At 54.6% G+C, this 15,160-nt stretch carries 14 protein-coding genes; 9 read left to right on the top strand and 5 right to left on the bottom strand.

What is annotated here, in order from left to right; translation table 11 throughout:
* Nucleotides 1-351 precede the first annotated feature (351 nt).
* The 7 genes from ACXAET_RS13040 to ACXAET_RS13070 all read left to right on the top strand — a co-directional run bounded on the left by ACXAET_RS13040 (nucleotide 352) and on the right by ACXAET_RS13070 (nucleotide 7,814).
* Nucleotides 352-801, top strand: coding sequence for a CopD family protein (locus ACXAET_RS13040; RefSeq protein WP_475185643.1), 450 nt, complete (start codon nucleotides 352-354; stop codon nucleotides 799-801).
* 222 nt (nucleotides 802-1,023) lie between these two features.
* Nucleotides 1,024-2,295, top strand: a complete 1,272-nt coding sequence (gene rho / locus ACXAET_RS13045; protein ID WP_475185646.1) for a transcription termination factor Rho — start codon at nucleotides 1,024-1,026, stop codon at nucleotides 2,293-2,295.
* A 30-nt stretch (nucleotides 2,296-2,325) separates the two neighbouring features.
* Nucleotides 2,326-3,612: a tRNA uridine-5-carboxymethylaminomethyl(34) synthesis GTPase MnmE gene (mnmE, locus tag ACXAET_RS13050; protein WP_475185649.1), complete on the top strand. Its 1,287-nt coding sequence runs from the start codon at nucleotides 2,326-2,328 to the stop codon at nucleotides 3,610-3,612.
* A 12-nt stretch (nucleotides 3,613-3,624) separates the two neighbouring features.
* Nucleotides 3,625-5,493 carry a tRNA uridine-5-carboxymethylaminomethyl(34) synthesis enzyme MnmG gene (gene mnmG, locus ACXAET_RS13055; RefSeq protein ID WP_475185651.1) on the top strand — a complete coding sequence of 623 codons (1,869 nt, stop codon included), beginning with the start codon at nucleotides 3,625-3,627 and terminating at the stop codon, nucleotides 5,491-5,493.
* Nucleotides 5,490-6,104 carry a 16S rRNA (guanine(527)-N(7))-methyltransferase RsmG gene (gene rsmG / locus ACXAET_RS13060; RefSeq protein WP_475185654.1) on the top strand — a complete coding sequence of 205 codons (615 nt, stop codon included), beginning with the start codon at nucleotides 5,490-5,492 and terminating at the stop codon, nucleotides 6,102-6,104. Before mnmG ends, rsmG begins: the two co-directional genes overlap by 4 nt.
* A complete protein-coding gene (locus ACXAET_RS13065; protein ID WP_475185656.1) occupies nucleotides 6,097-6,900 on the top strand; it encodes a ParA family protein in 804 nt (267 codons plus the stop codon). The genes rsmG and ACXAET_RS13065 overlap by 8 nt, the downstream gene beginning before the upstream one ends.
* Nucleotides 6,901-6,920: 20 nt before the next feature.
* Entirely contained in the window at nucleotides 6,921-7,814 is an 894-nt protein-coding gene (locus ACXAET_RS13070) for a ParB/RepB/Spo0J family partition protein (protein ID WP_475185658.1), read from the top strand.
* Here the strand turns inward: ACXAET_RS13070 and ACXAET_RS13075 are convergent.
* The 4 genes from ACXAET_RS13075 to rph are packed head-to-tail and all read right to left on the bottom strand — an operon-like array spanning nucleotide 7,804 to nucleotide 10,629.
* A complete protein-coding gene (locus ACXAET_RS13075) occupies nucleotides 7,804-8,157 on the bottom strand; it encodes a YbaN family protein (protein WP_475185661.1) in 354 nt (117 codons plus the stop codon). The genes ACXAET_RS13070 and ACXAET_RS13075 overlap by 11 nt on opposite strands.
* 3 nt (nucleotides 8,158-8,160) lie before the next feature.
* Nucleotides 8,161-9,315 carry a radical SAM family heme chaperone HemW gene (hemW, locus tag ACXAET_RS13080; protein WP_475185663.1) on the bottom strand — a complete coding sequence of 385 codons (1,155 nt, stop codon included), beginning with the start codon at nucleotides 9,313-9,315 and terminating at the stop codon, nucleotides 8,161-8,163.
* The gene (gene rdgB, locus ACXAET_RS13085; RefSeq protein WP_475185668.1) at nucleotides 9,305-9,919 is read right to left on the bottom strand and encodes an RdgB/HAM1 family non-canonical purine NTP pyrophosphatase; all 615 of its coding nucleotides are present in this window, start codon (nucleotides 9,917-9,919) and stop codon (nucleotides 9,305-9,307) included. Before rdgB ends, hemW begins: the two co-directional genes overlap by 11 nt.
* Entirely contained in the window at nucleotides 9,916-10,629 is a 714-nt protein-coding gene (gene rph, locus ACXAET_RS13090; RefSeq protein ID WP_475185671.1) for a ribonuclease PH, read from the bottom strand. The genes rdgB and rph overlap by 4 nt, the downstream gene beginning before the upstream one ends.
* Before the next feature lie 112 nt (nucleotides 10,630-10,741).
* On the opposite strand from rph, the gene hrcA reads away from it, so the two are divergent.
* Nucleotides 10,742-11,806, top strand: a complete 1,065-nt coding sequence (hrcA, locus tag ACXAET_RS13095; protein WP_224891307.1) for a heat-inducible transcriptional repressor HrcA — start codon at nucleotides 10,742-10,744, stop codon at nucleotides 11,804-11,806.
* 10 nt (nucleotides 11,807-11,816) lie between these two features.
* Nucleotides 11,817-12,380 (top strand): nucleotide exchange factor GrpE, encoded by a 564-nt coding sequence (locus ACXAET_RS13100; RefSeq protein WP_475185676.1) that lies wholly within the window; start codon nucleotides 11,817-11,819, stop codon nucleotides 12,378-12,380.
* Nucleotides 12,381-12,410: 30 nt separating this feature from the next.
* Here ACXAET_RS13100 and mutS read toward each other — a convergent pair whose 3' ends face one another.
* Nucleotides 12,411-15,026, bottom strand: coding sequence for a DNA mismatch repair protein MutS (gene mutS / locus ACXAET_RS13105; RefSeq protein ID WP_475187216.1), 2,616 nt, complete (start codon nucleotides 15,024-15,026; stop codon nucleotides 12,411-12,413).
* Nucleotides 15,027-15,160 lie beyond the last annotated feature (134 nt).

Consider the following 15,160-nt stretch of genomic DNA (forward strand, 5'->3'; position numbering starts at 1 on the left):
TTCAGATTGACACGCAAGCCCGGGAATTTCGTGCAAAACTTACCTGAGTCGCCCGAACTCTATCCATCTGGGACAAGAATAAGTTTCAAGGCTGGGATTATCGTGCACTCCTGACTTACCCAATGAGTTATCCTCAGATCACTCTTGATGAAACTATATTAATCCATTGTTTTAAAAGAGGAAAATTTTGAATTCACAGAATCAGCCTGGAAAATTCAAATTCTGTCCACGTGTGGAAAACATATGTGTAAAAAAGTAATCCACGGATTTTGCTCTGCCTACAAAACCATCATCCTTTCTCTTTTCTTATTTATTGATTAGGGAAAGATCCCAACAACGCGCGGAGCCAGAATGACTGATCTTCTTTTCACGATTTACCCGTGGGTGAAGTCTCTGCACATCATGGCTGTGATCGCCTGGATGGCAGGCTTATTCTACTTGCCACGGCTGTTTGTTTATCACGTCGAAAAAGCACAGGCCGTCGACGGCGCAGAAACCATTTTCTTTGAAATGGAAGAAAAGCTGCTGCGCGTGATCATGAGCCCTGCAATGATCGTTGCCTGGGTTTGCGGGCTGATCATGGTGGTGACACCGGGAATCGTCGGATGGGATTTTGCTTGGCCCTGGATCAAAGGCGCAGCTGTGATTGCGATGACATGGTTCCATCACTGGCTGGTCGCACGGCGCAAGGACTTCTTAGAGGGGCGAAATAAGCTCACTGGGCGGCAGTTTCGCCTAATGAACGAGGTTCCGACCGTTTTGATGGTTTTCATCGTTCTGGCGGTCATTCTGAAGTTCTAGGCACTTCTCGTTTTAGGCAGGAGAAATGGATCGAAACGCGCGGTCGACCGAAGAGAAAGGCAGCGTGTTCCGATTCAACGCAAACGTAAAAATGCTCTGACAGCCTGTTTGACTCCGATGCCTGTCGCGCATATGTAGGGATCAACACGCCCGTCCGGGCGGCGTATTTTCCGCACTAAAATTCCACTTCGTGCCGCGCTGTCAGCGGTGAAGGTATGTATCATGACAACTGAAGCTCTGAATCTGGCCGATCTAAAGGCCAAAAGCCCCAAAGACCTTCTGGCAATGGCCGAAGAGCTGGAAATCGAAAACGCCTCGACCATGCGTAAAGGCGAGATGATGTTCCAGATCCTGCGTGAACGCGCGGATGATGGGTGGACCGTTGGCGGCGACGGCGTTCTGGAAGTGCTGCAGGATGGCTTCGGCTTTCTGCGCTCACCCGAGGCGAACTATCTGCCGGGTCCCGACGACATTTACGTCTCACCTGACATGATCCGCCAATATTCGCTGCGTACGGGGGACACCGTTGAGGGTGAGATCAAAGCACCGGATGAGAATGAGCGGTACTTTGCGCTGATCAAGGTGACAAAGATCAACTTTGAGGATCCCGAAAAAGCCAAACACAAGATCCTCTTTGACAACCTTACGCCACTGTACCCGGATCAGCGTCTGAAAATGGAGATTGAAGATCCGACGATCAAAGACAAGTCGGCGCGTGTGATTGATCTGGTGGCTCCGATCGGTAAAGGCCAGCGGTCTCTGATCGTTGCGCCGCCGCGGACCGGTAAAACGGTGATCCTGCAGAACATCGCGCACTCGATCGAACAGAACCACCCCGAGTGTTATCTGATCGTCCTGCTGATCGACGAACGGCCGGAAGAGGTGACCGACATGCAGCGTTCGGTGAAGGGTGAGGTTGTGTCCTCGACCTTCGACGAACCTGCGACGCGGCACGTGGCCGTGTCGGAAATGGTCATCGAAAAAGCCAAGCGTTTGGTCGAGCATAAACGAGATGTTGTTATTCTTCTCGACTCGATCACAAGACTTGGTAGGGCGTTCAACACTGTGGTCCCATCCTCGGGTAAAGTCCTGACCGGTGGTGTGGACGCAAACGCACTGCAACGGCCCAAACGGTTCTTTGGTGCCGCGCGAAACATCGAAGAAGGCGGTTCGCTGACCATCATCGCCACCGCGCTGATCGATACCGGCAGCCGGATGGACGAAGTGATCTTCGAAGAATTCAAAGGCACCGGTAACTCGGAAATCGTTCTGGACCGCAAGATCGCGGACAAGCGCGTGTTCCCGGCGATCGACATCCTCAAATCCGGCACCCGGAAAGAGGATTTGCTGGTCGACAAAGGCGATTTGGCCAAGACCTTCGTCTTGCGCCGTATCCTCAATCCGATGGGGACGACCGACGCAATCGAATTCCTGTTGTCGAAGTTGAAACAGACCAAGACAAACGGAGAGTTCTTCGATTCGATGAACACCTGACACAGGTCTTAACTGACGCGAGGCCTTCGAATGGATACGATATTCGCCTTGGCCAGCGCACAAGGCAAAGCAGGGGTGGCGGTGATCCGCCTCTCTGGCCCTTTGGCGCATTCAGCTGCGGCCGATCTGACCGGAAGCCTGCTGCCGCCCCGCGGTATGCGGGTCAGGTCTTTGCATGCAAGTGACGGATCACGCCTTGATGATGGATTGGTTTTAACCTTCCAAGGTCCGGCGAGTTTCACCGGTGAGGACGTGGCCGAGCTTCAAATCCATGGTAGCACGGCTGCGGTCAACGCGGTGATGCGCAGCCTTTCGGATACAAACGGATTGCGTTTGGCCGAACCAGGTGAGTTTACGCGCCGTGCGCTTGAGAATGGCAAGATGGATTTGACGCAGGTCGAAGGTTTGGCTGATCTCATCGATGCCGAAACCGAGGCGCAGCGGAAACAAGCGCAGGCCATATTGGCTGGCCAATTGGGTGGTTTGGCAGAACGTTGGCGCCGCGATCTGATCCGCGCCGCATCGTTACTGGAGGCGGTGATTGATTTTGCCGACGAAGAGGTGCCGACGGATGTGTCACCGGAGGTCCGCGCGCTGGTGTCTGGCGTAATGCAAGACCTTCAACGTGAAGCAGAAGGTGTAAAGATCGCTGAGCGGATCCGGAGCGGTTTTGAAGTTGCTATTGTAGGGCTTCCAAATGCGGGCAAGTCGACTTTGCTGAACGCCTTGGCCGGGCGAGAGGCAGCGATTACGTCAGAATATGCAGGCACAACGCGCGATGTGATTGAAGTTCGCATGGATTTGGGCGGATTGCCGGTAACACTTTTAGATACAGCCGGACTACGCGAGACCGAAGATCATGTCGAAAACCTTGGGGTTAAACTTGCTCGGAAGAGAGCAGAGGCGGCGGACTTACGAGTATTTTTAGCGGAGAATCCGGCCGAGCTTGGTGTCCCGATGATCGAAGGTGATATCACGGTTTTGCCAAAATCGGATCTTCGCGCAGATGCTGAGGGGGGAATTTCTGGGAAAACCGGTCAAGGTATCGATCAGCTTATTTCCCACATATCGCGTGTCCTTGCCCAAAGAACTACTAGTCATGGTATAGCTACCCGCGAACGTCACAGGGTAGCGCTGAACGATGCCAATTCTGCATTAGCTGACGCGATGACAGTTCTGGAATCAGGACCAGATTTGTATGATATCGCGGCGGAAGAATTGCGAACGGCAATCCGCGCGCTGGAAACACTAGTTGGCAGAATTGGCGTTGAAAACTTATTAGATGAGATATTCGCCAGTTTCTGCTTGGGAAAATAAGGAGTGTTTCACGTGAAACATTCAAATTTTGACGTTGTTGTAGTGGGTGCCGGACATGCCGGCACTGAAGCGGCCCATGCTGCGGCGCGCATGGGGGTTGAAACCGCCTTGGTAACGCTGTCTGCGCAGGACATTGGTGTAATGTCCTGCAACCCCGCAATCGGAGGTCTTGGTAAAGGTCATTTGGTACGCGAGATTGATGCGCTGGATGGCGTTATGGGGCGCGTTGCTGACCGGGCAGGTATCCAGTTTAGGCTGCTCAACCGTCGCAAAGGACCTGCAGTACAAGGACCTAGAGCCCAGGCGGACCGCGCTTTGTACCGAGCGGCTATGCAAAAAGAAACGCAAGCGCAACCGCGGTTGTCGGTCGTTGTTGGTGAAGTCGTTGATTTCCTGATGGAGGGCAGCCGAGTTATCGGGATCAAACTGGCAGATGAATCAGAAATTCAAGCCAAGGCTGTGATTCTAACTTCAGGTACGTTCCTACGTGGAGTCATTCATATCGGGGACGTTTCGCGCCCTGGGGGGCGAATGGGTGATCGGCCGTCTGTAAAACTTGCTGAAAGGCTGGACAGCTTTGCGCTTCCGCTAGGGCGATTGAAAACAGGCACGCCGCCAAGGTTGGACGGGCGTACGATTGATTGGTCAGATCTCGAACGACAGGATGGCGATGAAGCCCCAACGTTGTTCTCGTTCTTATCAAAGTCGGTCGTTGCGCCGCAGATTTCGTGTGGGATCACACATACAAACGCTCGCACGCATGAAATAATCGAGAAAAACCTATCGCGATCAGCCATGTACGGTGGGCACATTGATGGGGTTGGGCCGCGGTATTGCCCGTCGATCGAAGACAAAATTGTCCGCTTTGCAGAAAAGGACTCGCATCAGATCTTTCTGGAGCCGGAGGGTGTCAATGATCACACCATTTATCCAAACGGTATTTCGACGTCGTTACCTCAGGACGTACAGGTTGAATATGTCCATTCAATAAAAGGGCTTGAGAAAGCGGAAATACTGCAACCCGGTTATGCGATAGAATATGACTATGTCGATCCAAGGGTTTTGTCCTCCTCGCTGTCTTTACCCGAAGCGCCGGGACTGTATCTTGCTGGCCAAATCAATGGAACAACAGGGTATGAAGAAGCGGCTGCCCAAGGTTTGGTCGCAGGATTGAATGCCGCTCAGTTCGTTCAAGGACGAGAGCCCGTCCATTTTACCCGCGCAGACAGCTACATTGGTGTGATGATCGACGATCTGACAACACGTGGTGTTGCCGAACCTTACCGTATGTTTACGTCTCGGGCTGAATTCCGGCTTTCCTTACGCGCAGACAACGCGGATCAGAGGCTGACTCCGTTGGGAATAAAGTTGGGATGTGTCGGGCAAGAGCGTTTGGCGAGTTTCAATAAAAAGCTGAAAAAGCTGACCGCAGTTAAATCAAAACTGACTGACCTAACGTTCACCCCGAAAGAGGTTCGCGCGGTTGGAATTAACATTAATCAAGACGGAAACCGCCGTGACGCCATGGCCCTGCTGGCATTTCCTGATGTTGGTTTTGAAGACATAATCCCCCTTGTTCCGGGCATGGGCGACATCGAAGAAGATATCCGCCGTCAGGTTGAGCGAGATGCGCTGTACGCGAACTATATCTTACGACAGAACAAAGATGTCGAAGCAATGAAACGAGATGAATCCTACGAAATTCCGCGGGATTTTGACTACTCATCTCTTGAAGGCCTGTCATCAGAAATGAAGCAAAAGCTGACGACGGCAAAGCCTTTGAACATCGCGCAAGCGGGCCGGGTTGAAGGCGTGACACCTGCCGCTTTGACCTTGTTGTTGGCCAAGTTGCGTCGCGAGCAAAGGGTTCGCAAAGTATGAGTTATCAGATTGTCGACGGTTTGGATGTTTCACGTGAAACACTTGAGCGCCTCGAAACCTATGTACGATTGGTTGAACACTGGAATCCCAGCATAAACTTGGTTTCGCGCAATAGTTTATCAGATATTTGGGAGCGACATATCCTTGACTCTGTACAAGTCTACCGATTGGCGACGCAGTTCAATACCTGGGTGGACCTCGGCAGTGGAGGTGGTTTCCCCGGTATGGTTTGCGCCATCATGGCCATCGAAGACGCACCAAACGCTCAGTTTACACTTATAGAAAGCGATCAACGGAAAGCTGCGTTTCTGCGAAGTGCCGCACGGGAATGCGGTGCAAAATGTGCGGTGATTCCGAAAAGAATTGAAATGGTTAACCCAATGAGCGCTGATATCTTGTCAGCACGAGCTTTGTCTGATCTTCGTACGTTATTGTCCTTTTGCGACAGGCATTTAGGAAGAAACGGAACCGCGCTGTTGCCGAAAGGCGTAAGCTGGAAAAAAGAGGTGGAAGACGCGCGCAAAGAATGGAATTTCACTTACGAGCCGATTACAAGTTTAACTGAGCCCCAAGCAGTTATCCTAAGGATCAAAGGAGTATCGCGTGGTTGATCTGTCTCGTCCCTCAGGACCCAGGATTATCGCGGTTGCCAATCAAAAGGGCGGGGTGGGGAAAACAACGACAGCGATCAACCTTGCCGCCGGATTAGCCGAAGCTGGGTGTCGCGTTCTGGTGGTTGATCTGGATCCGCAGGGCAACGCGTCAACCGGCCTTGGGGTTGAGGACCGAGATTGGACAACTTACGATCTTTTGCTGGATGACGCACCACTTGAGGCGGTGATTCAGGAGACAGAAATAGATGGCCTGCTAGTCATACCGGCCACAGTTGATCTGAGTTCAGCCGACATCGAACTGATTTCGAATGAAAAGCGCAGCTACTTGCTCCATGATGCCTTGCGGCAAACACCAATTGACAAGTTCAACCTGGATTTTGTTCTGATCGACTGTCCGCCGTCACTCAATCTACTGACCGTGAACGCAATGGTTGCGGCGCATTCCGTGTTGGTACCACTGCAAAGTGAGTTCTTTGCATTGGAGGGTCTGTCTCAACTCATGCTGACGATCCGCGAGGTCCGTCAAACTGCAAATCCAGAGCTCAGAATCGAAGGTGTTGTGTTGACTATGTATGACAACCGCAACAACTTGTCCCGCCAAGTCGAAAAGGATGCACGTGACAATTTGGGTGAGATGGTGTTTAAAACCAAGATACCCAGGAATGTCAGGGTCAGCGAGGCACCATCTTATGCTTTGCCGGTACTTCAATATGATTCGGGATCGTTGGGTGCGATGGCATATAGACATCTGGCGCGCGAAGTAATTCACAAGAACAAAAATGTCGCCGCTTAAGTGGCAGCGAGGAGGGGTTAGTGGCTACAAAAAAAACAAAACCCAGAGGTTTGGGTCGGGGCCTGTCAGCTTTGATGGCAGATGTCACGCAGGAAACCGCAGGGTTGGCCCCAAGTGAACCACGCCGACCGGACATGAATGTTCCCATAGAAAAACTGCACGCAAATCCCAACCAGCCACGCAGAACATTTTCAGCGGAACGATTGGATGAGCTTGCGGCTTCGATCAAGGAAAAGGGCATCATTCAGCCTCTGATCGTGCGTGAGGTCAGGGCGGGCGACTATGAAATTGTCGCTGGCGAAAGGCGTTGGCGTGCGGCCCAGATGGCCCAACTGCATGATATTCCGGTTATCGTGCGTGACTTCGATGATACCGAAGTATTGGAAGTCGCCATTATCGAGAATATCCAGCGCGCTGACCTGAATGCCGTTGAAGAGGCGGCTGGCTATAAACAGCTTATGGATCGCTTTGGTCATACGCAGGAAAAGCTGGCCGAAGCACTGGGAAAAAGCCGCAGTCACATTGCCAATCTTCTGCGCCTGCTGTCACTGCCGCAGGATGTGCAGACCTTAGTAATCCAAGGGAAACTGTCTGCGGGACACGCGCGGGCACTGATTACTGCGGAAAACCCATCAGAATTGGCAAAAATTGTCGTACGGGACGAGCTGTCGGTGCGTGCAACCGAAGCGCTGGTAAAGAAGCAGCAAGCAGGTCCGGCAAAAACTGCGCCGAGGTCCAGAAACTTGGATGCGGGTAAGGATGCGGATACGCGCGCACTGGAAAAAGATCTTTCAGCCATTCTTGCGATGAAAGTAACGATTAATCACAAGGCAGGATCAGAAACCGGGCAGGTGGTTCTAACATATGAAAACCTGGATCAGTTGGATGATCTCTGCGCCAAACTCAGCCGCTAGGGCGCGTCCAGATAAAGACCAATACAGCACCCAACACGACGGCCTGAATAGCCAGAACAAAGACCGGTAAGGATAGCAGAACCGACAGTCCGAAAACGGCGGCGACGGAGAAAGTGGCCGCCCTTTTTGCGTTCGGTCGTATGGCGCCAGCAGTCTGCCAGTCCAAGATCAGTGGGCCGAAGGTTCGATGTGTCATTAACCAATTGTGCAAACGCGAAGACGAGCGTGCAAAGAAAAACGCTGCCAAAAGTAGAAAAGGAACAGTTGGTAACAATGGAACGGCGATACCGACCACCGCAAGCCCAACGCAGATCAACCCTAAAGCGGCCCAAAGGTATTGCATCACCTATCCCAACAATTCCCGGATCACCGCATTAAGAACAGCGCGACCGTTTCTGGTTGCAACCAGTCGACGATCCGTCTGCTCAATCATTCCAAGTTCAATCAAGTCGGACAGCTTGTTCTGCGGTAAAGAATACCCGGCCAACTCACTGAATCGATCCATATATAGACCTTTTGTGGTTCTTAGACACATCATAAGGTATTCGCTTGCCTGATCTTGCCGTGAAAGTGTCGATCGTAGTTTCTCTCCGCTGCCGTTCTCAACGGCAGTCAGCCACGCGTTAGGCGACAAATGGGTTTCGGTGGCAAGCTTTTCGCCGTTTACCGTGATCCGCCCATGCGCTCCGGGACCAATGCCGACATAATCACCATAGTTCCAGTAGATCAGATTATGTTGTGACTCGGCACCGAGCCGCGCGTGGTTAGAAACCTCATAGGCAGGGAGGCCATGTGCCTCGCAGACGTCTTGAGTGACCAGATACATGTCGGCGGCGCTGTCATCCTCGGGCAGGCCGCGAAGTTTTCCAACCGCATAGCGATCACCAAAGGCAGTACCGTCCTCAATCGTCAGCTGGTAGAGCGACAGGTGATCAACGGCCATTGACAGAGCTTCGTTCAGCTCAGCGCGCCACATATCCGGAGTTTGGTGTTGGCGTGCATAGATAAGGTCAAAACTGACCCGATCGAAACAAGCGCGCGCGATGTCGAATGCAGCGCGCGCCTCGGCGACTGTATGTATGCGCCCAAGACGGCGCAGGTCGTCATCGTTCAACGCCTGTACGCCCATCGAGATACGGTTCACGCCAGCGTCGTGATAGGCCGCGAAACGTTCAGCCTCGACTGAGCTTGGGTTGGCCTCCAGCGTTATTTCCATGTCGTTGGCGGGATGCCACAAGGCGCGGGCCTGATCAATCACCGCACCAACGGTGTCAGGATCCATCAAAGATGGCGTGCCGCCGCCAAAGAATATCGTATTCAACACTCGGCTGGAGGTTTCGGCAGCAGAGCGCTCCAGCTCCCTCAGATAGGATTTAAGCCATTGTTTTTGCTTTATATTTTTAGAAACATGACTGTTGAAGTCGCAATAGGGACATTTGGCCTCGCAAAAGGGCCAATGTACATACAGGCCAAAGCCCCCGTTGCGCCAATCATCCGCCAAAGCAGCCTTTCACGAACATCTCCACCGCGCGACCGCGATGGCTGATCTTGTTCTTTTCCCAGCGGTCCATCTCGGCGTAGGTAATGTCGTGACCGTCGGGCACAAACATCGGGTCGTAGCCGAACCCATCCTTGCCACGGATTGGCCAAACTAGATGTCCGGGCGCAACGCCCTCAAACACCTCATCATGGCCATCGGGCCAGGCAAGAACCAGCGTGCAGCGAAACTGTGCCGTACGCGGGTGGGCGGCGTTTTTATCCTCAAGTTCGTTGTGGGCACGGGCCATGGCGATCATGAAATCGCGACCATCGTCCGTTTCTGCCCAGTCGGCGGTGTAAACTCCGGGTGCACCGTCCAACGCGTCGATCGTGATACCGGAGTCATCCGACAGGGCAGGCAGGCCCGTTGCCTTAGCAGCAGCGTGGGCTTTGATCCGGGCGTTGCCGATGAACGTATCTTCGGTCTCTTCCGGTTCAGGCAGGTTCATTTCGCCCGCACCTACAACTGTCACGCCAAAGGGTTCGAGGAGATGCGCCATCTCTTCCAGCTTGCCTTTGTTGTGCGTGGCAACCAGCAGCCTGTCACCGTCGAACTTGCGTGTCATGCGGTGGCGGCCTTTTGTGCAGCGGCCAATTCGCCAACGCCTTTAGAAGCCAGATCCATCAGCTGATCCATCTGGGCACGGCTAAAGACCGAGCCTTCCGCGCTCATCTGCACTTCGATCAGTTTGCCCGAACCCGTCATGATAAAGTTACCGTCAACGCCGGCTTCGCTGTCTTCCGGGTAGTCGAGGTCCAGCACCGGTTGACCGGCATAGATACCACAGGACACAGCCGCGACCGGATCGACCAGTGGATCGGAAATCACGTCACCGGCCTTCATCAGCTTGTTGACTGCCAGACGCAGCGCAACCCAACCACCGGTGATCGAGGCGCAACGGGTACCGCCATCGGCCTGGATCACATCGCAATCCACGGTAATCTGGCGTTCCCCCAGCGCGACCCGGTCTACGCCGGCCCGCAGCGCACGGCCAATCAGGCGCTGGATTTCTACCGTACGGCCACCTTGTTTGCCGCTTGCCGCCTCACGCCGCATCCGGGTGTTGGTTGCGCGGGGCAACATACCGTATTCGGCGGTAACCCATCCAAGGCCCGAGCCCTTGATAAAGGGCGGCACGCGATCTTCGATCGTTGCGTTGCACAGCACATGTGTGTCGCCCATTTTGATCAGGCAGGAACCTTCGGCATGTTTGGTGAACCCCGTTTCGATTGAAACGGAGCGCATTTCGCTTAAATCTCGTCCTGAGGGTCGCATCGAAAATCCTTTATTTGCTGGGTTGGGGATAACGCCCTGCGGCGCTAGGATGCAACCCCGATTGACCTTTCGTGTACCTGCGATTTAATGACCGCCCAGCAGGGGACCGCCGATGAGCGAAGCGAGTAAAATTCTGGATGAGATGAATGACCGGTCACGCGAAGTGTTCCGGCTGATCGTCGAAAGCTATCTGGACAGCGGTGAACCCGTTGGCAGCCGCACTTTGACTCGCACTCTGTCTGAAAAAGTCAGCGCCGCAACCGTGCGAAATGTAATGCAAGACCTTGAGTTTCTTGGCCTGCTCGACAGCCCGCATGTCTCTGCCGGACGTATTCCGACGCAGATGGGTTTGCGGATGTTTGTGGACGGTTTGTTGGAAGTTGGCGATCTGGGTGCTGATGACCGGCAGAAATTGGATGCGACTTTAGGCTCTAACAAAGGTGATGTTGGCGGAATGCTCGACCGTGTGGGGTCGGCCTTGTCGCATGTCACACATGGCGCATCTTTGGTTTTAACCCCCAAGCAAGAATCCGAGATCAAGCATATCGAGTTTGTCTCTTTGGCCCATGACCGCGCCTTGGTGGTTCTGGTTTTTGCTGATGGTCACGTTGAAAACCGCCTGTTCACACCGCCCCCGGGACAAACGCCCAGCTCAATGCGCGAAGCCGCAAATTTCCTGAATGCGCTGATCGAAGGACGCACATTGCGCGAAGTGCGCCGTCAGATGCAAACTCAGATTGACGCCCGCAAGCAAGAGATCGACGTCCTGGCCCGTGAAATGGTCGAAAGCGGCATGGCGGTCTGGGACGGGGATGGGGGCGACTCAGCACGTTTGATTGTGCGCGGCAGGGCGAATCTGCTGGGCGAACAGGGTGAGGCCGAGGAACTGGAGCGAATCCGTACCCTGTTTGACGATCTGGAACGCAAGCGAGACATTGCCGAATTTCTGGAATTAACCGAAGAAGGTGAGGGTGTGCGCATTTTTATCGGGTCCGAGAACAAACTTTTCTCACTTTCGGGTTCCTCTTTGGTGGTGTCTCCTTATATGAACGCTGATCGAAAGATAATCGGTGCGGTCGGGGTGATCGGGCCCACGCGTCTGAATTATGGACGGATCGTGCCGATCGTGGATTATACGGCGCAACTGGTCGGCAAGCTGATATCCGACCGGAGCTAGAGGGTAAGAAATGGCAGAACCCAAAGACGAAGACTTCCTGGACAATATCGCAACGGCCGAAGCGGAAGAGCTGGCCGATGAAATTGCCGAGTTCAGCGACGAAGCGCTTGAACTGGATGAACTGCGCGCTGAGCGGGACGATTACAAAGACAAGTTCATGCGTGCGCTTGCGGATGCCGAAAACGCACGAAAACGTGGCGATAAGGCGCGCCGCGATGCGGAACAGTATGGCGGGTCAAAGCTGGCCCGTGACATGCTGCCGGTTTATGACAACATGAAACGCGCGCTTGAAGCCGCAACTGATGAGCAGAAAGAGGTTGCTGCTGGTCTGATTGAGGGTGTGGAGCTGACGATGCGCGCGTTAAAGGATGTGTTTCAGAAACACGGGATCGAGGTGATCACGCCTGAAGTCGGTGATCGGTTCGACCCCAATATCCACGAGGCGATGTTCGAGGCACCGGTGCCGGGCACTAAGGCCGGAGACATTATTCAGGTCTCTGCCGAGGGCTTTATGCTGCACGATCGCCTTCTGCGTCCGGCGCAGGTTGGTGTGTCTTCGACGCCTGCAAGTTAAGCATTCAGCGCAAATCACAAACTGGGGCGGTCAGGATCTGGCCGCCTCTTTTAGTTTGTATATCAGATCAAGCGCTTCACGCGGGGTGAGTTCATCGGGCAGCACATCCTTCAGCATCTCCGTGACGGGTGATGCCTTGGGCACCGGGGGTGGAGGGGGAGGTGCTGCGGAAAACAGTGGCAGGTCGTCGATCAGCGCCTTTTGCTTGCCGCCTTCGCGTTCGGTTTTTTCCAACTGGTTCAGAACCACACGCGCGCGCGCGACCACCGAAGCAGGCAGCCCGGCAAGCTGTGCAACCTGTACACCATAGGACCGGTCTGCTGCGCCCTTGTGGACTTCGTGCAGGAAGATCACCTCACCGTCCCACTCTTTTACCGCGACGGTGGCATTCTCTACACCCTCAAGCTTTCCGGCCAAAGCTGTCAGTTCATGGTAGTGCGTCGCAAACAGGGCGCGGCATTTATTGGCTGCGTGCAGGTGTTCCAAGGTGGCCCAGGCGATCGATAACCCATCATAGGTGGCCGTACCGCGCCCTATTTCGTCCAAAATCACCAGCGCGCGGTCATCCGCCTGATTGAGGATGGCGGCGGTTTCCACCATTTCCACCATAAAGGTTGATCGCCCTCGGGCCAGATCATCGGATGCGCCGACCCGGCTGAACAATTGGCTGACAATTCCGATATGGGCCTGTTCTGCGGGAACATAGCTGCCCATCTGCGCCAGCAGGGCGATCAGCGCATTCTGACGCAGAAAGGTTGATTTACCAGCCATATTGGGGCCAGTCAGCAGCCAGATGGCGGCCCCGTCAGTGGCGCTCAGGTCGCAATCATTGGCAATGAAGGCGTCGCCGTCTTGCTGACGCAGCGCGTGTTCAACAACCGGATGGCGGCCCCCTTCGACATTGAAGGCACAGGATGCATCGACCCGCGGGCGGCACCAGTTTTCGCCCCGCGCAAGGTCGGCCAGAGAGGTAGTCAAATCCAGCTCAGCCAACCCGCGGGCAGCCTGGTTGAGTCGGGCGGCCATGGCCAATATCTCGTCAGACAGCCTTTTATAGAGCCGTTTTTCGATCTCAAGCGCGAGATTTCCCGCGTTCAGAATACGGGTTTCGATTTCCGAAAGCTCCACGGTTGTGAAGCGCACCTGGTTGGCGGTGGTTTGACGGTGGATAAAGGTCTCGCTCAGTGGTGGGTTCAACATTTTCTCGGCATGGGTTGCCGTAGTTTCGATGAAATACCCCAGAACGTTATTGTGCTTGATCTTGAGCGAGGAGATACCGGTGTGGTCCGCGTATTTCTTCTGAAATCCTGCAATAACAGATCGCCCTTCGTCGCGCAGGGTGCGGGCCTCATCCAGTTCACTGTCAAATCCCGGCGCTATGAAGCCGCCATCACGGGCCAGCAGGGGTGGTTCCGCAACCAGTGCCGCGTCCAGCAGGGCCAAAAGGTCGTCGAAGCCAACCAGGTTTTGGACGGCGGTTGCCAGCAAAACGGGAAGCTCTTGATTGTCACAAAGCGCTGCAATTGCCGCAGCCTGTGCCAAACCATTCCGAATTGCGGCCAGATCGCGTGGCCCACCCCGTTCCAGAGACAAACGGGATAGGGCGCGATCCAGATCGGGGGTTTTGCGCAACGCGTCGCGCAGGTCTGAGGCGGTTAGGCTGTCCTCAACCGAGAAAGCCACCGCATCCAATCGTGCATGGATGACATCCAAAGCTCGCGATGGGCTGGACAGGCGTTGCTCAAGCAATCGCGCACCACCCGGAGTCACCGTCCGGTCGACCACCGACAACAATGATCCGGCCCGACCGCCAGAAAGCGACCGGGTCAGTTCCAGATTGCGCCGGGTGGCGGCATCTATTTGAACCACGCGGTCCTCGGAGTCCTTCATGGGTGTTTGCAGCAGGGGCAGTTTGCCCTTTTGCGTAATCTCCAGATAGTCGATCAGCGCACCCATGGCGGAAACCTCGGCCCGCCCAAACCTGCCGAACGCATCCAATGCGCCTACGTGAAACAAGCCGCAGACGCGTTTTTCCGCCGCGGTGCTGTCAAAACTGGCCCGGCTGACCGGGGTGAGTGAGATGCCCAGATCACGGGTCGTTTCGTGCAATGTTTGCTCGGACCCGTCAGCTACGATCAACTCGGACGGTGCCAGTCGCGCCAACTCGGGGCTGAGCCGCGCTGAGGTCAACGGCATCACATGAAATGCCCCGGTTGAGATATCGGCCCAGGCCAAAGCGGCCTCATCCCGTATCTCTGCATAGGCAGCAAGAAAATTGTGGCGGCGTGCCTCTAACAGGGCGTCTTCGGTTAGCGTTCCGGGTGTCACAAGCCGGACAACATCGCGCTTTACGACTGATTTAGAGCCTCTTTTCTTCGCTTCAGCCGGGCTTTCCATTTGCTCGCATACGGCGACGCGAAAGCCTTTTCTGATTAAGGTGAGCAGATAACCCTCCGCCGAATGCACAGGAACGCCACACATCGGGATATCGTCGCCATTGTGCTTGCCACGCTTGGTCAGGGCGATATCAAGCGCCTCGGCCGCGTTGATCGCATCATCAAAGAACATCTCGTAGAAATCACCCATGCGGTACAACAGCAAAGCATCGGCATGTGCCTCTTTGATCTCGAGATATTGCGCCATCATCGGCGTGACTGTGGACAAGGCGGACCCTTTCTGGCGTGTTCCGGGCGCGACCTTACAAATCCCCCCCGCGTGACGAAAGGCGAAAACGCAATCTCGTTGAGAACGCGCAACCGCTGAGGTATGAGGCAGGCGCA

Source organism: Ruegeria sp. AWH4_226 (genome assembly GCF_056159225.1).